This window comes from Arthrobacter globiformis (assembly GCF_030818015.1).
GTDB classification, from domain to species: domain Bacteria; phylum Actinomycetota; class Actinomycetes; order Actinomycetales; family Micrococcaceae; genus Arthrobacter; species Arthrobacter globiformis_C.
Genome location: NZ_JAUSZX010000001.1, coordinates 4,478,864 through 4,498,213, shown reverse-complemented (window position 1 = coordinate 4,498,213; position 19,350 = coordinate 4,478,864). Strand labels below are relative to the sequence as shown.

Here is a 19,350-nt window from a genome sequence, read left to right as displayed (position 1 = left end):
AACCAGCAACAGCACGCAGTCACCCGTAGGCCTGCCGCTGCCGACACCGCCGTTCCTCCGAACGACGCTACGCTTGCTCGCTCTGCCTAGCTAGGTCTTGACGCTAGGGCCTTGACGCGTACGACGACGCCGTGCGGATTACGCCGGGATGGCGCCGGATTCCGGCTGGACGCCCCAGGTCATTTTCCGGATGGTTTCGCGCTGCAAGCCGCTGAGGGCGGCGAGATCATAGTCATCCAGAACCCCCCGCCGTCGTGCTGCTGCCAGGAGGCTCAGGCGGCGGTCTTCCAGAGCGGTCTTGGACTCCTCAAGTTCAGCCAGCTCCGACTTGAGCTGGCGGATCACCGCAAGATGCTGCTCAGCCGGCAGCCCCGACGGGAGCAGGTCGTCGGACGACAGGCCCACGGTGCGGACCGTCCAGCGGGAGAGCTTCGCGGCCTCGGCGAGGCGGGTGACTTTCATGCCGTCGCAAAGCGCCTGGGCGATCTGCTGGTTCAGCCGGACGGAGAGGGCGCGCATGCTGGTGGCATTGAAGGAAATCCGCTGCCTGCTGTCCCTGAGCAGCTTGCGTGTCTTTTCCGCCTGGACAGTGGCAGTGTCTGGTTTCGCCGTCCCCCGATAGCGGTAGTAGCCCACCACGCGGTCGTCGCGGTGCAGAACAGCCAAGAGCACTCCTCGGTTCGGATTTACATCGGACGGCGCCGGCTTGGGCCGGCCAAATGGCGCCCGCCAAGCCGGCCCGACTTATGTAGAAGGCTAGGCAGACCGGACGGTGCGGCGGAAATACCTATAGTGCGTGGAGCCATAACCAAAAAGTTTGGTCAGTGTTCTTCTGTGGGACGTTCGACGGCGGTCCATAACGGCGGTCCATAAGAGACGCTTATCCGCCCACGCAGATTAGGTCTTATCCATACCGGCCGGGATTCCCTAGTGTCGAAGGAACGAGTATCGCTCCCTCCTGACTCCCTAGGAAGAGACCATGTCTGAATTTGAACCTGCATCGCGAGTGTCCCGCATCAAGTCTTCTGCCAGCGTGGCCGCAGCGGCCCGCGTGCGTGAGCTGAAGGCAGAAGGGCGCCGGATCCTGGACCTGACAGTCGGTGAACCGGACTTCGATACCCCTGAGCACATCAAGGCGGCAGCGGTTGAGGCGATCAGCAAGGGCGAGACGAAGTACACCTCGGTCACCGGCACGCCGGCACTGCAGAAGGCGATCCTCCAGACCAAAGAGCTGCGCAGCGGCATCCACTACACCCCGGCTGAGATCACCATCGGCGGTGGCGCCAAGCAGGTGATCTTCACGGCGTTCATGGCTTCGCTGGACGCCGGCGACGAGGTTGTGGTGCCCGCCCCGTACTGGGTTTCCTACCCGGACATGGTGCTCGCGAACGAGGGCACCCCGGTGGTTGTCACCTGCGGCGAGGAGTCCGGCTTCAAGCTGACCCCCGAAGCCCTGGCCGGGGCGCTGAATGAGCGGACCAAATGGGTCATCCTGAACACCCCGTCAAACCCGACGGGCGCCGTGTACTCCCGGGCGGAACTACGGGCCCTGGCGGATGTCTTGGCGAACTTCCCGAACGTCTACGTCCTGACGGACGAGATCTACGACCAGATCTACTTCGGTTCCGGCCGGATTTCGAGCCTGGTGGAGGTTGCTCCGGAGCTGAAGGACCGCGTTCTCGCCGTCAACGGCGTTTCGAAGGCGTACGCCATGACCGGCTGGCGGCTGGGTTACGCCGCCGGTCCGGCGCCACTGATCGCAGCGATCAACAAGCTCCAGTCGCAGATCTCCTCCTGCCCGTCCTCCGTGAGCCAGGCCGCCAGCGCCGCCGCGCTCACAGGCGAGCAGACCTTCGTGCGGGAGAGTGTGGAGGTCTACCGCAGCCGCCGCAACGCAGCGGTAGCCGCGCTGAACGCCGTCGACGGTCTTTCATGCGCGACGCCGGAAGGCGCCTTTTACGCGTACGTCAACTGCGGCGGCGCCATCGGCAAGACCACCCCGGAGGGGAAGGTCATCGCCAATGACGAGGACTTCACGCTCTACCTTCTTGAGGCAGCCTCAGTCGCCGTCATCCAGGGATCGGCCTACGGACTGGGCCCGTACTTCCGCATCTCCTACGCCACCAGCCTCGACGTCATTGAAGAGTCCATAGCCGCCATCGACAAGGCCTTCCGGGCCCTCAGCTAACCCCATCAAGCGGGCCCTCAGCTAACCCCCATCAAATGAAGGAAAATTCCGTGATCCACGTAATGACCAACATCGAACGACCCGACGCCGACGCCGTCCGTCGCCTGGCGCAGTTCTCCTCGGCCACGATCCACGAGGCACAGGGCCGCAAGGGAGCGCTCAGCTCCAAGATCAAGCCGATCGACCGCAGCATGTCCTTTTGCGGCCCTGCCACCACTGTCCGCTGCGCGCCGCGGGACAACCTCATGCTGCAGGTGGCCATCCACTACGCCGAGGCTGGGGACGTTGTCCTGGCCGCGGCCGGGGAGTACGAGGAAGCCGGCACGTTCGGCGACGTCCTCGGCAATGCCATGAAGGCCAAAGGCCTCGCAGGCCTGGTAACGGACTCAGGCGTCCGCGACACCCAGGACCTCATCGAACTGGGCCTGCCCGTGTTCTCCGGCAGTGTCTCCATCAAAGGCACTGTTAAGGAAACCATCGGCCCCATCAACCACCCTGTGGTTTTCGGTGACGAGATCATCTACCCAGGCGACGTCCTGCGCGGCGACGCCGACGGTGTTGTTGTGGTCCGGAAGGACGAGATCGAGGAAGTCATCCGCCTCTCCCAGGAACGTGACGACGCTGAGCGCGAGCTCATCGGCCTCTACAAGGCAGGCGGAACCACCATCGAGCTGTGCAACCTGACCGAGGTCCTGAAGGCCAAGGGGCTGCTGGTCGAACACGCGTAGTTAGGTAGCGCTGGGTGGGTTGACTGCCTAGCCCGGCGCTGGCATCACCTCAGGCGGGGCAGAACTACTGTCCCGCCTGAGGTGTAGTAATGCTGCCGGAATTTAGCTCCCGGCGCTTACGGCTCCGCGCGCCTCGCTTCCCGCGGCCTCGCCTGTTACGGCGCAGGGCCGGGCTGTTCGGATTGGTGCATTTCGCGCAACCAGGTTCCGGTCAGTCCAGTTCCTGGTAACGGGGCTGCGCTTGAGCGGTAAGTGTGGCCGGTGGGCGTGATGATCTCTATGGTGTGCCGTGGGCCGGGTCTGGGTTGGGCTTTCCAGCCGGGGTTTTCTTTGGTGTCGTTGCAGGCTTCGCAGAGTCCGGCGCCGTTGGTGAGGGATGTTGGGCCGTCGTCGTGCCAGGGGATGATGTGGTCGTGGTGGCGGATGGGTGCGTCGCAGTAGGGTGTGCGGCAGGTGTCGTCGCGGATTTGGATAAAGCGGCGCAACGGTGCCGGGAAGAGGCGCCGTCGCGAGTCCATGGCCACCAGGTCGCCGGTCCCGGGGGCGGTGTAGAGCCGCCGGAGCCAGATCTTGAGCTCGTTCTGGCCGGTCGGTGAACCGCCGCTCGCCGCGGGCTGAAGGCGATCCGGCGAGCCGGATTCGTGGCGTTCAGCCGATCCCTGACCCTGCGTTAACAGCGTCCGTGCCCAGGCAGCGGGGACAACACCGTAGCCTGCGAGGCGGGCGGGTTCGCTGTCGGCTTGGAGGAGGGTGCGGTCGGTCATGACGAGGTTGATCTCGATGCCGGTGACGCCGCCGGGGGTGCCGGTGGTCCATTGGACCAGGGTGTCGGCTTTGATCTGCCCCAGGCTGCGCGGGTCGCCGGCGGCGTGGAGGGTGTCGGCGTGCCGGGTCAGTGCTGCCCAGACGGCGACTCCCTGATGGGCGGGCAGCAGCGCCGTCAGGTAGGTCATGCAGTCGGGGGCCGGGCGCAGGCTCACGGACCGCTCGGACGCGGCATGGCTGGGACGCTGGGTGACCGAGCGGGAGTCCCGCCGGATAGCGGCGGCCTTCACAGCGGCGATGACGGCCCGGGTTCCGGCGCCCGTGAAGGTTCCGGTGTCTGCGGCGAGCTCCTCGTCGACGGCCATCCGGTCATCCACCGACAGGCAGGCTGTCTCTTTCACGACGTGCATGACGCGCTCTTCGTTCAGTTGGCCGGTGTCCAGAGCGCCCAGGGTGTGGGGCATCTCGGTGACCAGTGCTTTCGATATGCCGAGCAGCCGGCCGCCGCGGTGCGGGGACTCGCCGCGGGCCAGGGCGATCTGCTCGGCTGCGCCCATGCTGTGGTCTTTGGGGCGTTTCTTGCCCAGGTCCTCGACCGACAGAGGGGTGAGGTTGGTCTGCGCCCCGTGTTCGGCGTGTTCCTGGCGGTGCCGGATCTCGAAGGCGACGGCAAGCCTCGCCTGTTGCCCGGCAATCAGGCACTTGATCTTCTCCCATGCCTGCATCTGGTCGATCAAACCCGCCCCGTCGGCGCTGAGGTCCGCCCGCAAAAGGACCCTTGCCGCAGCGACCCGGTCCGCCACGCCCAGCCACGGCGTACAGGCATTGGAGGCACCGCCGCCGGCGAACAGGACATTGGCAAACAGGGCCTCGGGAAACGGGTCCTCCGGAATAGATGCCGGGAACGCGGCGTCGAGGTCATCGTCGTATGGAGCTCCGTCCTCCAGGAACTCGTCATCTGCGAATTCGTCGAAGGGAATAGCCTCGTCCGTGAACCAACCGTGGGGAATCGCGTCAAGGGGAAAAACTGCGTCCGGAAAAAGGGCGTCGGGAACCGCGGCAGTGTGCAGGGTGTCACCGTACGGCGCTCCTGCAGTCAGTGCTGAATTCCCGCTGCCTTCCATGAACACAGTCTGCCAAGGGGGTACGACATTAAAGCGCTGATCCGGCTCCAGCTGAGGTCGTGATCCAAAAGTTTCTTGAATCCACCCGAGAACGAAAACTAAGTAGCAGCTCAGGGCCTTCCCAGCCTTGGGAACGCCCTGTGCCGCCACACAGTTGGGAAGCTGGCAGGGGAGGACCGGTTAGACGCGGTGGGGAACCTGGTAGGCGGGGGCGCCTACGACGGCATCCTCCAGGTACCAGACCGTCGAGCCGCCGCCGCTGACCGGCATGATGCTCCCCTCGAACACGAAGACTGGAGCTGCGGACCGGTCCTCCGGTCGCCAAAAACCATTGGTGGGGCAGTGGGACCCGGTTTTCGCCATAAGTCCCAGACTCGGGTCGGTAGTTCTCCTGATGGTGCTGAGCTTTTTCATGGCAGGCTCCCGTTGATTCTGATTGTGGAAAATGCTTTTCCACAAATTCTTGGCTTGCTGCCAATATTAGAATCCCGGGGTGCCAGTTACTAAGACAAATGATAAGTGCCCCGATAAGCGGAACCTATGAACCCCTAGCGGCCATACTTATTGCTGAGCATTTCCTGCAGCATTTCCTTCAGCACCAGGAGTACAGCCGATGCCGCCTCCGAGAGGGGATCGTGGTCGGGGGTGCACAGCGCGATTTTGCACTGCAGCGCGGGGTCCACGATCCGCAGGACGTGGAAGTCCTCCTCGTGGAACAGGGCATCCGCCGCAGACTTGGGCATGATGGTGGCCCCCAGATCCGCCCGCAGGAGACGGGCAATGGACGGCACCGACTCCACCTCGCCCACGAGTTGGAGCTTCAGCCCCTTGCTGTCGAATCCCTTCTCCACTGCTTGCCGGAGGGTGTGGATCTTCTCGGGGAGGAAGAGCCCCAGGCGAGCCACCTCCTCCAGCGTGATCTCGCCGTTCTCCGCGTTAACATCCGTTCTGGCGGCGTTGACCACCAGGTGCAGGTCCTCGACGATCATCGTGGTGAAGAGGACACCGCGGATGGGGCCCGGCTCGTAGATGAGGGCCATGTCCAGCCGGCCGTTCTTGATGGCTTCGCTCAGGACGCCGCCATAGATTTCCGTGACGTGCAGGACGATATCCGGGTACCGACGGGCCACTTCGCTGATGATCTGGGGTGTCAGGCTCGAGGCCATGCTGTAGGGCGCAATGGCGATGGACACCCTGCCTGACGGCGCGGCCCCGGACTTGGCAACGTCCTGCCGGGCCTGCGCGACGAGCCGAAGGATGGACTGGGCGTGGCGGTACAGCGTGTGCCCGGCGGCCGTTGGCTGCACGCCCTGCTTGCTGCGGATCAGCAGCCGCTGCTTCAGTTCAGTCTCCAGCGCCGAAACCTGCTGGCTCAGGGCCGGCTGTGCCACGTGAAGTGCGGCCGCCGCCTTGGTGATGCTCCCCGAGTCCACGATCTGCACGAAGTACGCAAGTTTCCTGGTATCCACGGCCGCCCTCTCTCTTCGCGGCGTCCTGAACCCCACAGAAGGTCATAACGGGTTGCTATGGAGGGATACGCAATAGGTCTTTGTGTGATCCACATCGCTGACACTAGGTTGAACCCAGAACGCTATTTCATTAAGCCTACATTCTATCCCCTCCGGTGACATGCAAATTCCTGATGGGGTCAGATGCATTTTGCATCCTAATCGCTTTTACCGAAATCGCCGGTTGCTTTTACATTCACGAAATAAACGCTCCATATCTTCAATTCAACGAGGGCGGGCCGCCAAGGCCGAACCCTCCTTAGTGGGAAGGAGACGATCATGGGCTCCACTGCGGAGGTGGTCATAACCACCACCTATCCCGTGACACCGATTACGTCTTTGTGTGAGCCAAATCCCGGTGTCAGACTTTTTTGCAGAAGCCGGTAGCCCGGCAGCGCCGAACCGGGAAACCTCCACAGGGCCAGTTCGGACACACTTCATCACCAGCGCAGCTGATCCCTTTGCCCCGGCGGGCAGGGCCGCTGCTAACCACCCAGGAAGGCAGATAATGGGACCCACAGTTGATCTCGTCGCAGATCTTGGAGAAGGCTTCGGCGCCTACTCGATGGGCGACGACGCGGCCTTGCTCGAGGTGGTTTCCAGTGCCAACATCGCCTGCGGCTTCCACGCCGGTGACCCCGACATCATGCACGCCACGGTCGCTGAATGTGTCCGCCGCGGGGTCAGCATCGGGGCACACCCGAGCTTCCCGGACCTGCGGGGCTTTGGCCGGCGCGCCATGGACCTGACGGCGGACGAGGTCCGCAACGACGTCCTGTACCAGTTCGGCGCGCTGAGCGCTTTCGCCGCTTACCACGGCACCAGCGTCGCACACATTGCGCCGCACGGCCGCCTGGGCAACCTCGTTGCCACCCGCCCCGACTACGCAGCGGCTGTGGCCGACGCCGCCGCCCGCCTGAATCCCGGCCTCATCGTCCTGGCACAGGACGGCGAACTGGCCTCCGCCGCTGCCGAACGGCAGCTCCCGGTGGGCATCGTCGGCATCGCCGACCGCGCCTACGAAGCCAACGGCACCCTGGTGCCCCGCGGCCGCCCCGGCGCCGTGATCCACGATCCTGCCGCCATCGTGGAGCGCACCGTGCGGATGGTGTGCGAAGGGCTCATCGAGACCGTCGCCGGCACGGACCTGCCGATTGTTGCCGACACCGTGCTCCTGCACGGTGACACGCCCGGCGCCGTGCAGCTGGCCCGCCAGGTCCGCGCCGAACTGGAGAACGCCGGCGTGACCATCGCCCCGCTCGCCCAGGTTCTGGCCGCCAAAGAGAAGGTCGCCTGACATGGCTGCCACCCCAAATCCAACTCCCGTGGAGATCTTCGAGTCCGGGGATTCGGCCCTGCGGGTCGTCGCCTCCTCCGCTGACGCGGAGGCCAACTGGAGCACCGTCCATTCCCTCGCGCAGTGGCTTGAAACTGCAGGGGCCGACGGCGTACACGGCGCAGTGCCGACGTACGACTCCCTGCTCGTGGAATTTGACCCCGGGGTCACTTCGGCGCGCCAGGTCCGGGCATTTGTCCTCCTTGGCCTGCGCCAGCTTGAGCATGTAGGAGCACCAGCCCGCACGCCCCGCGAGTTCAGCGTTCCGGTGGTTTACGGCGGCGAGTACGGCCCGGACCTGGCGCGCGTCGCCGAGCACGAGCAGCTCTCCGTGGAGGAGATCATCGCACTGCACACTGCGAAGTCCTACGTCATCCGTTGCCTCGGCGCCCCTGCGGGTTCTCCAATGATGGACGGCCCCGATTTTCCGCTCCCGGTTCCGCGGCTGAAGGACCCCCGGCTGTCCGTTCCGGCAGGGGCCGTGGCCGTCGCCGGCCGGCAGGCAGTCATCGCCCCAGCGGTGGCACCCGGCGGATGGTGCGTCATCGGCCAGACCCCGCTCACCGTCCTTGACGCCGCCAGCGAGCCGCTGGTTCCCTATCTGCCCGGCGACCTCCTGAAGTTCCGCCAGATCCAGCCGGAAGAGTTCGCAGACTACGCGGGCCGGAAATTGGAGGCAGCACGATGAGCGGATCACTGATCATCCAGCAGCCCGGCAACTCCGTGGTCACAGACCTGGGCCGCTTCCGCGGACCCCGGTTCGGGCTTCCCGTCAACGGGGCACTCGACCAGTTCTCGGCACGGGCGGCAAATATCCTCGCGGCCAATGCCGACAACGCCCCGCTTCTGGAAATAACGGCCTTGGACTTCCGGATGCAGGCCACCACGGATCTCCTCATCGCCGTCACCGGCGCACCGCTGACCCTCACGGTCGGCGGGCGCGAATGCCCGCAGTGGGAACCCGTATCCGTGCGTGCGGGGGAGACCGTGGCGGTGCGCCGCATCACCGGCGGCCTCCGCGCCTACCTTGCCGTCCACGGTTCCGTCGAGGCGCCGGCGCTGCTGGGAAGCTGTGCCCCCGACACGGTCATCGGCTTCGGCCTTAGGCTCTCCGAGGGTACCGAGCTGAAGACCTCCAGGAGCGTCGGACCAATCCGGCAGCCATACTTTGACCTTCCGCTGTTCCGGCTGGGGCTGACCCGGCCAGAGTTCGGCAGCCGGACGGTCATTGACGTCACGGACGGTCCGGACGTTGAAGAATTCGGCAACACAGCAGAGCTGCTGTTCAACACCGAATACACCGTCAGTGCCCGGAGCAACCACATCGGGCTGCGCCTCGGCGGGGCGCTTCCCGAACGCCAATCGACAGCCGAAGTGCTCTCGCGCGGCGTTCCGGTGGGAGCCATAGAGGTTCCCTCCAGGGAAGAGCTGCTGGTGCTGCACCGGGGACGCGGAGTCACCGCTGGCTATCCCGTCCTGGCAGTGGTCACCAGCCGCTCGCTCGACACCCTCGCCCAGGCCCGGCCCGGGCACACCATCACCTTCCGCAAGACCACCGTTCCCGAAGCCACAGCAAAGCATCGGGCGGCAATACGGGAACTGGAAAACCTCCGTTCCCGCGTCAGCACCGTCTTCGCCCTCCTTGGTATCGGCAAGGATCCCGGCTGGCCGGAACTCGTGCCGGCAGCCGGCAGCTAAGGATCCCCGATGACCTCCCCTCGAACTAAGTCCAAGTTAGGAATGAAAATGTCTGTATCAACGCATGCGGGTGCCCCGCAGCATGACCGCCTCGATGCGAGGCAGACCCGGAAAGTAGTAACTGCCGGGTGCGTCGGAATCTTTGTGGAGCTTTACGACAACGGCATTTTCGCCTTCATGGCCGGAACGCTTGCCCTCGTGTTCCTGGCACCAGGCAACCCGGATAACGCCCTGCTGTTCGTCTTCGCCGGCTACGCCGTGTCCTTCTTCGTCCGCCCCCTCGGAGCCGTGGTCTGCGGCATCCTGGGGGACAAGATCGGGCGACAAAAACTCCTGGTCTTCGTCATCCTGCTGATCAGCATCGCCACCGCCGGCATCGGGCTCCTGCCCGCCTACTCGGCCATCGGCATCGCAGCGCCTGTGCTACTCGTGCTGCTCCGGATGCTGCAGGGCTTCTCCGTCGGCGGCGAGGCTGCCGGCGCCATGACCTTCCTCGCCGAGCACGCCCCTGAAGGCAAGCGCGGCATCATCACCTCCTACGCCCAGATCGCCTCCTTCGCGGCTCTCCTCACGGGTACCCTGGTTGCCTTCTCGATGTCCCCGTGGCTTACCGCAGCAGCAATCAACGGCGGCGGCTTCGGCTCGTTCGCATGGCGCATCCCGTTCCTCGTCGCCATCCCCATGGGCGTCATCGGCTGGTACATCCGCAAGGCCATCGCGGACACCCCCAACTTCGTGAAGCTCAAGGAAGAGGGCGGCCTGTCCAAGAACCCCCTTAAGGAAGCCTTCGCCTCCGCCGAACACCGCCGCGCCATGCTCCTGGCCCTGTTCATCCCGCTCATGAACGGCTCCGGCTACTACGTCCTGTTCTCCTACATGCCCACATTCCTTAAGGGCAAGCAGCTCAACTTCACCATCGGTGAGGCCCTCCTCGTTACCGCCTGCAGCCTCGTGGTCATCTGCGTCGCCATCCCGTTCATGGGCGCCCTCTCGGACCGCATCGGACGCAAGAAGGTCATCGCCGGATCGGCCATCGCCATGGCTGTCCTCGGCATCCCCTCCTACGCACTCATCGCCACGGGCAACATGGCCCTGGCCATCCTGGGTGCCTGCCTCATGGCAGTTGTCTTCGCCGGGCACACCGCAGTGATCCACATCCTGATCGTGGAACTGTTCCCAACCCGCGTCCGGTACTCGGCCTACGGTCTGGGCTACAACATCTCCTCGGCACTCTTCGGCGGAACTGCCCCGCTGCTGATGACCTGGCTGATCTCGTCTACCGGCAACATCTACATGCCCGCCTTCTACGCCGTCATCACCGCGCTGGGCACGCTGGCGGCCGTCAGCACCGTCAAGGACCGCGCGCACCTTCCGCTGCGCGACGCCTAACACTTACTACTGCACAACCAGGAGATTTACATGCCGTTTTCAGACTACTCAATCGCCCTCGTCACCGGCGCCTCAACCGGGATGGGTGCCGCGATCGCCGAGCGCCTGGCCAAGCGCGGACTCACCGTCCACGCCGTGGCCCGCAACGAGGAACGCCTGAACGACCTGGCCGACAAGACCGGCGCTATTCCCCACGTCGTCGACCTGACCGACACCGCGGCCCTGGCGGCCGCCGTCGGAAATCTCGAAATCGATGTCCTGGTGAACTGCGCCGGCGTGTCCCGGCCCGGCAACATCCTGGACTCCTCGGAGGGCGACATCGATGAACTCATTGACGTCAACCTTCGCGGCCTGCTCCAGCTCACCCGGCTGGTCTTGCCGGGCATGGTGGAACGCGACCGCGGCCATGTCATCAACATCAGCTCCATCGCCGGCCTGTACAACTTCTACGGCCACACGGTCTACCACGCCACCAAGGCCGCCGTGCACCAGGTCTCGCGCCAGCTGCGCAACGACACCGTGGGCAAGCGCATCCGTGTCACCGAGATCTGCCCGGGACGCGTCGAGACGGAGATTTTCGGCCGCAACATGGGCGGCACGCCTGAGGCCATGGAAGAGGCCTGGAAGACGTACTACGAGGGCTACGAATCCCTGACCACCGACGACATCGTCAATGCCATGGATTACGCCATCGAAACACCGCGCCACGTGAACGTTGGCATGCTGGAACTCATGCCCACCTTCCAGGTCCCCGGCGGGCTCACGTTCGACCGGCGCTAGCCGCCCGCCCGTCTAATCCGCCCCAGATCCACAGAAACAGGTTTCCGATGCAACCAGTACGCACAGTCAGCTTCCCCGACCGGCAACTGCTCGCCGATCTCGCACCCCTTCCTGAGGGGCTGAGAGGTGTTGTCTGGGACATGAAGTCGGATCCCGAAGGCGCGACGCTGGGAGAGATCGACGGCGTCATCCTCCCCTACATCAACGCCGGCGCGGTTCTGGGATCGCTCGCCCAGGTGGACGAACTGAAGTTCGTCCAGACGCAGTCCACCGGGTACGACGGCGTCATTGAGGCCTCCGGTCCGGCGGCCGGCGTCGCCAACGCCTCCGGCGTTCATGCAGCGGCGACGGCGGAACTGGCGGTGGGTTTGATCCTCGCCAAACTGCGTGGCATCGACCAGGCCGTCCGCGACCAGCAGTACGGCCTCTGGCGGCCGGAGCGGCGCCAGTCCCTCGCGGACCGCCGCGTGCTGCTGGTGGGCGTCGGCGGGATCGGACACGAGATCGCCCGCCGGCTGGAGCCCTTCGAGGTCACGGTCACCCGGGTGGGAAGCGCTGCGCGTACCGACGAGCACGGCGAGGTCCACGCGTCCACGGACTTGGCCGCGCTGGCCGCCACGCACGACATCCTGGTCTCGGTGCTGCCGCTGAACGACCACACCCACCACCTGATCGGCGAGGAAGTCCTCGCCGCCCTGCCCGACGGCGCCCTCGTGGTGAACGTAGGCCGCGGCCCTGTGGTGGACACGGCAGCACTGACCAAGGAAGTCCTGTCCGGCCGCCTGCAGTGTGCACTCGACGTCGTCGATCCGGAACCGCTGCCGCAGGACCACCCGCTGTGGTCCACGCCCAACGCCCTGATCACACCCCACGTTGGCGGCAACGCGTCCGCCTTCCAGCCGCGGATCCTGAAGCTCCTGCGGAAGCAGCTCGAAGCACTGGCCGCGGGACAGGCTCCGGCCAACCTGGTGCAGAAGGGCCCCTTCGCATGACTTCACTGTTTGACTTGGCCGGGCGGGTTGCGTTGGTGACTGGTTCGAGCCGGGGGATTGGTAATGCGTTGGCGCGGGCGTTGGCTGATGCGGGTGCGACGGTGGTGCTGAACGGTGTGGATGCTGAGCGGTTGAAGGCTGCGGAGGCGGTGATGGCGGCTGGGTACGCGCCGGGACGGGTGCACGGTGTGGCGTTTGATGTCACGGATGACGCGGCGGCCGCGGCCGGTGTGGCCTGGGTTGAGGAGCATGTGGGCCCGTTGGAGGTCCTGGTGAATAATGCCGGGATCCAGCACCGGGTGCCGATGCTGGAGTTGGATGTGAAGGATTGGGAGCGGGTGATTTCCACGGATCTGACCAGCGCGTTCCTGGTGGGCCGGGAGGCGGCCCGGCACATGATTCCGCGCGGTCACGGGAAGATCATTAACATCTGTTCGGTGCAGACGGACCTGGCCCGGCCCACGATCGCGCCGTATGTCGCGGCGAAGGGCGGGTTGCGGAACCTGACCCGGGCGATGACGGCTGAGTGGGCGGGGTCGGGGTTGCAGATTAACGGGATCGCGCCGGGGTATATCCATACCGAGATGACGCAGAACCTGGTCGATGATGAGCAGTTTAATGCCTGGATCCTGGGCCGGACCCCGGCGGCGCGGTGGGGCACGGTGCAGGACCTGGCCGGTCCGGCGGTGTGGCTGGCCTCCGCCGGGTCTGATTTCGTGAACGGGCAGACGATCTTTATCGACGGCGGAATGACGGTGGTGGTCTGATGAGACACACAACGGAGGCTGGTTTGCCGGTGTCGGGGCCGGCGGTCGTGGCGCACGCGAAGGGTGACTTGCGGATCGAGGAGGTCCCGCTGAAGGCACCGGGGCCGGATGAGGCGGTGGTCGAGGTGCTGTATGGGGGGATTTGCGGGTCGGACCTGCATTACTGGCTGCACGGTGCGGCGGGCGAGTCGATCCTGAGGGCGCCGTTGGTGCTGGGGCACGAGATCTCCGGGCGCGTGGTCCGGGCGGCGGGGGACGGGACCGGCCCGGTGGCGGGGACGCCGGTGGCGGTGCATCCGGCCACCCCGGGACCGGGTGAGGGGCCTGATGCGCCGCGGTATCCGGCGGAGCGGCCGAACCTGTCCCCGGGCTGCACGTACCTGGGTTCCGCGGCGAGGTATCCGCACACGGACGGGGCGTTCAGCCGGTACGTGAACCTGCCGGTCCGGATGCTCCGGACCCTTCCGGACAGCATTGACCTGCGGACGGCGGCGCTGATCGAACCGGCGTCGGTGGCCTGGCATGCGGTGTCCCGGGCCGGGGACGTGGCCGGCAAAACCGCCCTGGTCATCGGGTCCGGGCCGATCGGGGCGTTGGCGGTCGCTGTCCTCAAACGCGCCGGCGCGGCCCGGATCGTCGCGGTGGACATGCACGCCAGGCCGTTGGAGATCGCCGCGGCGGTGGGCGCGGACGAGGTCCTGCACGCCACCGACGCGGAGGCGATCGCCGCGGTCCAGGCCGACGTCGTGATCGAGTCCTCCGGGAACCACCACGGCCTGGCCTCCGCGATCCAGGGCGCGGCCCGCGGCGGGACCGTGGTCATGGTCGGGCTGCTGCCCACCGGCCCGCAGCCGGTCCTAATCTCGCTGGCCATCACCCGGGAACTGGACCTCAAAGGCTCGTTCCGGTTCAACGACGAAATCGACGAGGTCATCACCGCCCTGGCCGACGGCACCCTCAGCATCGGCCCGGTCATCACCCACGACTACCCCGTCACCGACGCCCTCAACGCGTTCGACACCGCCCGCAACTCCGCCCAATCCGGCAAAGTCCTCCTCAACTTCGCCGGCTAGTAGCCCTACCTCTGGGGCTGGATCCCGTTGCCCGCGCCCTTGGCGAGTTTCAGTTCGGTGTTGACGATTTCGGCGGAGCACTGGAACTGCGCGTTGCAGCTTTGCAGAACGACGGTAGCTGCGGCCGTGCCCTCGTTGAACGCCATCACGTTGGGAACCACCCGAATGGTGACGGTTTGGGCCTGTCGGGTGCAACTGAGCTGTTCGTTTCCGAGGCCACCGGCGATCCGTCCGTCGCTGACCCTTTGGGTGAGCTGGATGACGGGCACAGCGATGAGCAGGGTGGGGTCGGTGTCGCAGACGAAGGTGATCGGAATATCGACGGCGGCGCCGTCGGCGACGAGGATTCCGGGCCCCGCGCTCACGAGCGTCGAGGGGGCTGCGTGGGCGGGTGCGGCGATGCCCATGAGGCCGGCGGCGAGTGCGACGGCGGCGAGGCGGCTTTTGGTGCCTAACATCAGGTTTTTCCTTGGATAAAGGTGGGCGTGAATGGAAGCGTGGCGTCCCGCGTCGCCTGTGGCCGTGCCAGCGCGGTGACCGGGCGCCTGGATTTACGGGGCCATGCTTGTAAGGGTCATGTGCCCCTGACGGCGGCGCCGTTGGGTGCCGCGCTGAACTGCCAAACATCCGGCGCAGCCGGAAGTCCGGATGGCCGAACCATACTCATGGACCGGTTGCGCTGACAAGAGCCAAATGAAAAGGGAAGCGGACGACGGCGGGAGGTCCCGCCGTCGTCCGCTTCGCTTTTAGTCGTCCTCTCCCCTTTTTAAACGTCAGGGCGTTAGTGCCAGAGGCTTAATGCCACAGCCCGAGGGCGAACTCCGCAATCACGGTGGACAGCAGGAACGATGCGGTGACGGCCAACAGGCCCACCGGGATGATCTTCCAGCCGATGTTTTTCAGCAGCGGAATGTCCTTGCCCAGGGACAGGCCGGCGAGCGTCAGCATGACTGTGGCGATCGACAGGAAGTCCACCGACTTGATGGGGCCGTTCATCGCCGCGGCGCCGAAGAACCAGGGGCTGGAGATGTAGGCGCCGATGGTGGTGATGTAGACGATGGCCGAGATCTTCTTGGTGAGCTTGGCCAGGGCAATGCTGACCAGAACGAGGGCCAGCATGATCGCGTACCCGGCGACGATGGTCAGGCTGAATCCCTTGGCCGCGATCGAGGCCGTGCCGATGCCGAGGACGGTGAGGACCGAGAGGGACAGCCACAGCGGCAGGTGCATGGCCGCCGACGATTCGGCAACCCGTTCGCGGAAGCGGCGGTTTTCCTCCGCCTGGGCTGCTTCCCTGGCGGAATCCGCGCCATCTGGCTCCGTGTCGGGGCCGCCGTTCGGGCCTACGGCGCGGCGCTGGGTGTCCGCATGCTGTGCCGGGGCGCCGGCCGTGACTGCAGCCTCTTCCCGGGTCTGCCTGCGGGTGAGGACCCGGTAGAAACGGTCCGCCAGCGGCAGGGCGAGGTAGATGCCGACGTAGACGCCCAGGATGGTGGTAATCAGGTTGGAGATGGCCGCCATGCCCAGGATTGCCTCCTGGTCGCCGGGGTAGGCGGCGATGATGCTGGCGGAGGACGCCGCCATCATGGACCCGGACCCGACGCCTGCTCCCATGGCCAGGGCCAGGGGGTCGAAGATCTTCCAGTTGGACACTAGCGAGGTCAGCAGCGTGATGTACACGGCGCCGAACAGGGTGCCGAAAACGTACATGGCCAGGACGCCGCGGTACTGGTCGGAGTCGGGGCCGTACTTTTCGGAGACCATGGCGAAGGATGGTTCGCGGTCAAGGGAGAACGTGGCTCCGACCGTCGCCTTGCCCATCCGGAGCAACACGGCCAGCGGGAGGGCCAGCGCAATGGTGCCCAGCAGGTGGCCCACCTCCTGCAGCAGCAGCGCCGGGCCTGCCTTGAGCAGGGTGGGAAGGCTGGGCCCGATGTTGAACGCCAGCCTGGCCACCAGAAGCAGCACGGCAACACCGACCAGGGCGGCGGCGACCCGCTGCAGGTCCAGTCCCAGCGGCTTGAACCTTTGGACCGAGACCAGCAGGCCGAGGATGAGGCCCCACACCATGGGGAAGATGACGATGGCGCCGATGCCGACGTCGATCTTGGCCTGGCCGATCAGCTGGACCGCCAGTGCAATGACAAAGGCCAGTGCGGCGATGGGAAGCGTCAGCCGGGCACCGGCCCTGTCTGTCCGCGCGGGTGTTGTGCTGGTGCTCATGATGTGCCTTCCTGTGTGACCGTCTGACGGCGGTAGGCCGCTTTGATCAGGCGTGCCCTTTCGGTGGGGGTGGTGGCCGCGGCGGCGACTGTCCAGGCCAGCGCGGTGGCTGCCTCGAACATCACGGCATATGCCGCGGGGGAGTCTGCAAGTGCTGCGAAGCTGTGGGAGTGGATCGGCACGTCAGCACCGGGAATGCTGAGCCAGGGATGCAGGCTCGGGATGACCTGGGAGATGTTTCCCATGTCAGTGGAGCCGCCGCTGATGCCGGCCGAAGGCGAGGTGTCCTTCCCAAAAATATCCATGGCCTCGGTCCAGTGAGCCGCCAGGGCGTCGTCCTGGACCAGGGGTTCGTAGACCGGTTCCGTGTCCTCGATGGCCAGCGTCGTCCCGGTGGCAATGGCGGCCCCTTCAAAGCAGCGGCGGACGCGCTCGAGCAGCGCTTCGTATTCGTTCAGGGTGAAGGCCCGGCATTCAAACTCCACCACCGCCCGTTCCGGAATGATGTTGGTGACGTGGCCGGCCTCTGCGACATACATCGCGATGCGGTGGTCGCCGGGGATCTGCTGGCGCAGCAGGCCGACGGCCACCTGGCTGAGCACGGCGGCGTCCGCGGCGTTCACACCCTGGTGCGGGGCGGCCGCCGCGTGGGCGGCCTGACCGGTGAACGTCGCCCGGTACCGGCCAACCGCCTGCGCGCTGGTGCCTGCCGGGTTGTAGGTCACGCCGTCCTGGACGGGATGGACCATCAGGGCGAGGCTGACGCCGTCGAACGCGCCGCGTTCCAGCAGGAGCGCCTTGCCGCCGCCATGTTCCTCGGCGGGCGTTCCGATGGCTTTCAGGGTGACGCCCAGCTCTCCGACGAAGGGCCGCAGCGCCAGGGCGGCGGCGACGGAGGCGCCCGCGATCAGGTTGTGCCCGCATGCGTGTCCGATGTCGGGCAGCGCGTCGTATTCCACGCAGAGGGCCACCGTCAGTTCGCCGCTGCCGGCGGTGGCGGTGAAGGCCGTGGGGAGGCCGCCGGTGCCGCGTTCCACCTCGAAGCCGCCCTCGGCCAGCAGGTCTGCTGCGGCCCCGGCCGAGAGCACCTCCTCGAAGGACACCTCCTTGTGGGCATGGATCTGGTGTGCCATATCCTGCACCCGCGGTTTCCACCTGCTGACGCCCTCGGCAAGGGCAGTGCGGAGGGCCGATGCTTCTGTCAGTTCCATAAGCGCGCCTGCCCTAGTAGGAGAGGGACGGGAAGGGGGCGCCTGCTGCACGGGTCGGCACCCAGATGGCTTTGGTCTGCGTGTACTCGTCCAGGACGCCGGGACCGGAGGAGCGGCCGTGGCCTGAATCCCCGAAGCCGCCGAACGGAACGGCCACGTGGATGGTTTTGTAGGAGTTGATCCAGAATGTGCCGGCCTTCACCTGGCGTGCCACGTGGTGGGCGCGGGAAACGTCCGAGGTCCACACCGCGCCCGCCAGGCCGAAGTTTGTGTTGTTTGCCCGGGCAATGGCCTCGGCCTCCGTGTCGAAGGCGTCGGCCCCGACGACGGGTCCGAAGACTTCCGTGGTTTCCAGGCGGTTCTGGGGCGTCACGCCGTCGAGCAGGGTGGGCATCACCCAGTGGCCTCCGGCCAGCGACGACCCTGCCAGAGCGTCGGGAAGCGTGCCGCTCGTGACCCGGCGTCCGCCGTCGTTCATTCCAGCCTCGATGAGCGAGGTGACGGTGGCGAACTGCTGCGCCGTGATGATGGGGCCCACCTCGGTGTCCGCACTCAGCGGGTCGCCGACGCGCAGCCGCGCGGCTTTTTGCGCGACCAGCTCCACGAACCCGGCGTGCACGCTGCGCTCCACCAGGAGCCGCGACCCGGCCACGCAGGACTGCCCGGCACCGGAGAAGATCGCCGCGATGGCGCCGTCGGCGGCCCGTTCCAGGTCCGCGTCCGCGAAGACGATGTTTGCGCTCTTGCCGCCGAGCTCCAGCAGCGCGGGAATGCCGGCCTGCGCGGCCGCGACGGCCACCCGGCGTCCGGTGGGGACGGAACCGATGAAGCTGACCTTGCCGACGCGCCGGTCGCCGGTGAGGGCCGCGCCCACGGTCTGGCCCAGCCCCGCAGCCACGTTGAACACGCCGTCCGGCAGGCCGGCCTCGTGCGCCAGCTGGGCGAGGCGGATGCTGGAGGCCGGCGTGAATTCGCTGGGCTTGATGATCACGGCGTTGCCCGCGGCCAGCGGAGCGGCCGAGTTCCAGCCGGCGGTGAACAGCGGCGCGTTCCACGGCGTGATGGCGACGACGACGCCCCAGGGGACGCGTTCGGTGTAGGTGTGCCAGGGGCCGGGAACGGGGATGGTCTGGCCGGTCAGCTTGTCCGCCCAGCCCGCGTAGTAGCCGAACATCTCGGCGACCTTGGCGGCTTCCACCCTGGCATCGCGGATGGGCTTTCCGGTGGTGGCTGACTCGAGGATGGCCAGTTCCTCCGCGTGCGCTTCCACGGTGCGGCTGACGTTGCGCAGGATAGCCGCCCTTTCGAACCCGTTCATTTCGCCCCAGGTTTTCGCCCCGGCGACTGAGCTTTCCAGGATGGCGTTGGCGCTCTCGGTGCCGGGGTCGGCGTAGGTGGCGAACGGTTCGCCCGTTGCCGCGACGATGAGGGTGATGCTCTCGCCGCTGCCGGGGACAGTCCTGCCGTCAAGGAATGCCCCGAGGCCGGCCGGGAACGCTGCGTCCAGGACGGCCCGGGCGGTGGCCGCTGACGAGGACGTGGGTGCTGTGGTGGTGCTCAATGTGGTG

Annotated in this window: 18 protein-coding genes; 10 read left to right on the top strand and 8 right to left on the bottom strand. The window is 66.2% G+C overall.

Annotated elements, in window-relative coordinates; genetic code table 11:
- Positions 1–138 precede the first annotated feature (138 nt).
- On the bottom strand, positions 139–672 hold the full coding sequence (locus QFZ23_RS21055) for a hypothetical protein (RefSeq protein ID WP_306925957.1): 534 nt from the start codon (positions 670–672) through the stop codon (positions 139–141).
- Positions 673–979: 307 nt separating this feature from the next.
- Here QFZ23_RS21055 and QFZ23_RS21050 point away from each other — a divergent pair, with 307 nt between their 5' ends.
- On the top strand, positions 980–2,188 hold the full coding sequence (locus QFZ23_RS21050) for an aspartate transaminase (RefSeq protein WP_306925954.1): 1,209 nt from the start codon (positions 980–982) through the stop codon (positions 2,186–2,188).
- 50 nt (positions 2,189–2,238) lie between these two features.
- Complete coding sequence (locus QFZ23_RS21045; RefSeq protein ID WP_306925952.1) at positions 2,239–2,916, top strand: 4-carboxy-4-hydroxy-2-oxoadipate aldolase/oxaloacetate decarboxylase; 678 nt, start codon at positions 2,239–2,241, stop codon at positions 2,914–2,916.
- Between the two features lie 155 nt (positions 2,917–3,071).
- Here the strand turns inward: QFZ23_RS21045 and QFZ23_RS21040 are convergent, their stop codons facing one another.
- The 3 genes from QFZ23_RS21040 to QFZ23_RS21030 all read right to left on the bottom strand — a co-directional run bounded on the left by QFZ23_RS21040 (position 3,072) and on the right by QFZ23_RS21030 (position 6,274).
- A complete protein-coding gene (locus QFZ23_RS21040) occupies positions 3,072–4,805 on the bottom strand; it encodes an HNH endonuclease (RefSeq protein ID WP_306925951.1) in 1,734 nt (577 codons plus the stop codon).
- A 180-nt stretch (positions 4,806–4,985) separates the two neighbouring features.
- On the bottom strand, positions 4,986–5,219 hold the full coding sequence (locus QFZ23_RS21035) for a hypothetical protein (protein ID WP_306925950.1): 234 nt from the start codon (positions 5,217–5,219) through the stop codon (positions 4,986–4,988).
- Positions 5,220–5,353: 134 nt separating this feature from the next.
- On the bottom strand, positions 5,354–6,274 hold the full coding sequence (locus QFZ23_RS21030; protein ID WP_306925949.1) for a LysR substrate-binding domain-containing protein: 921 nt from the start codon (positions 6,272–6,274) through the stop codon (positions 5,354–5,356).
- 547 nt (positions 6,275–6,821) lie between these two features.
- Here QFZ23_RS21030 and QFZ23_RS21025 point away from each other — a divergent pair.
- From QFZ23_RS21025 to QFZ23_RS20990, 8 genes are read left to right on the top strand one after another with little or no spacing between them, the layout of a single operon-like run.
- Positions 6,822–7,610 carry a LamB/YcsF family protein gene (locus tag QFZ23_RS21025; RefSeq protein ID WP_306925948.1) on the top strand — a complete coding sequence of 263 codons (789 nt, stop codon included), beginning with the start codon at positions 6,822–6,824 and terminating at the stop codon, positions 7,608–7,610.
- Between the two features lies 1 nt (position 7,611).
- The gene (locus QFZ23_RS21020) at positions 7,612–8,337 is read left to right on the top strand and encodes a 5-oxoprolinase subunit B family protein (RefSeq protein ID WP_306925947.1); all 726 of its coding nucleotides are present in this window, start codon (positions 7,612–7,614) and stop codon (positions 8,335–8,337) included.
- On the top strand, positions 8,334–9,347 hold the full coding sequence (locus QFZ23_RS21015) for a biotin-dependent carboxyltransferase family protein (RefSeq protein WP_306925946.1): 1,014 nt from the start codon (positions 8,334–8,336) through the stop codon (positions 9,345–9,347). Before QFZ23_RS21020 ends, QFZ23_RS21015 begins: the two co-directional genes overlap by 4 nt.
- 48 nt (positions 9,348–9,395) lie before the next feature.
- Positions 9,396–10,736: an MFS transporter gene (locus QFZ23_RS21010; protein WP_306925945.1), complete on the top strand. Its 1,341-nt coding sequence runs from the start codon at positions 9,396–9,398 to the stop codon at positions 10,734–10,736.
- Between the two features lie 30 nt (positions 10,737–10,766).
- Positions 10,767–11,516 (top strand): SDR family oxidoreductase, encoded by a 750-nt coding sequence (locus tag QFZ23_RS21005; RefSeq protein ID WP_306925944.1) that lies wholly within the window; start codon positions 10,767–10,769, stop codon positions 11,514–11,516.
- A gap of 47 nt (positions 11,517–11,563) precedes the next feature.
- A complete protein-coding gene (locus tag QFZ23_RS21000; RefSeq protein WP_306925943.1) occupies positions 11,564–12,508 on the top strand; it encodes a 2-hydroxyacid dehydrogenase in 945 nt (314 codons plus the stop codon).
- Positions 12,505–13,275 carry an SDR family oxidoreductase gene (locus tag QFZ23_RS20995; RefSeq protein ID WP_306925942.1) on the top strand — a complete coding sequence of 257 codons (771 nt, stop codon included), beginning with the start codon at positions 12,505–12,507 and terminating at the stop codon, positions 13,273–13,275. The genes QFZ23_RS21000 and QFZ23_RS20995 overlap by 4 nt, the downstream gene beginning before the upstream one ends.
- Positions 13,275–14,348, top strand: a complete 1,074-nt coding sequence (locus QFZ23_RS20990) for an L-idonate 5-dehydrogenase (protein ID WP_306925941.1) — start codon at positions 13,275–13,277, stop codon at positions 14,346–14,348. Before QFZ23_RS20995 ends, QFZ23_RS20990 begins: the two co-directional genes overlap by 1 nt.
- 5 nt (positions 14,349–14,353) lie before the next feature.
- Here the strand turns inward: QFZ23_RS20990 and QFZ23_RS20985 are convergent, their stop codons facing one another.
- The 4 genes from QFZ23_RS20985 to QFZ23_RS20970 all read right to left on the bottom strand — a co-directional run bounded on the left by QFZ23_RS20985 (position 14,354) and on the right by QFZ23_RS20970 (position 19,343).
- On the bottom strand, positions 14,354–14,806 hold the full coding sequence (locus tag QFZ23_RS20985) for a hypothetical protein (protein ID WP_306925940.1): 453 nt from the start codon (positions 14,804–14,806) through the stop codon (positions 14,354–14,356).
- A gap of 337 nt (positions 14,807–15,143) precedes the next feature.
- Positions 15,144–16,571 (bottom strand): DUF3100 domain-containing protein, encoded by a 1,428-nt coding sequence (locus QFZ23_RS20980; RefSeq protein WP_306925939.1) that lies wholly within the window; start codon positions 16,569–16,571, stop codon positions 15,144–15,146.
- Entirely contained in the window at positions 16,568–17,782 is a 1,215-nt protein-coding gene (locus tag QFZ23_RS20975) for an amidohydrolase (protein WP_306925938.1), read from the bottom strand. Before QFZ23_RS20975 ends, QFZ23_RS20980 begins: the two co-directional genes overlap by 4 nt.
- Before the next feature lie 13 nt (positions 17,783–17,795).
- The gene (locus QFZ23_RS20970; RefSeq protein WP_306925937.1) at positions 17,796–19,343 is read right to left on the bottom strand and encodes an aldehyde dehydrogenase family protein; all 1,548 of its coding nucleotides are present in this window, start codon (positions 19,341–19,343) and stop codon (positions 17,796–17,798) included.
- Positions 19,344–19,350 lie beyond the last annotated feature (7 nt).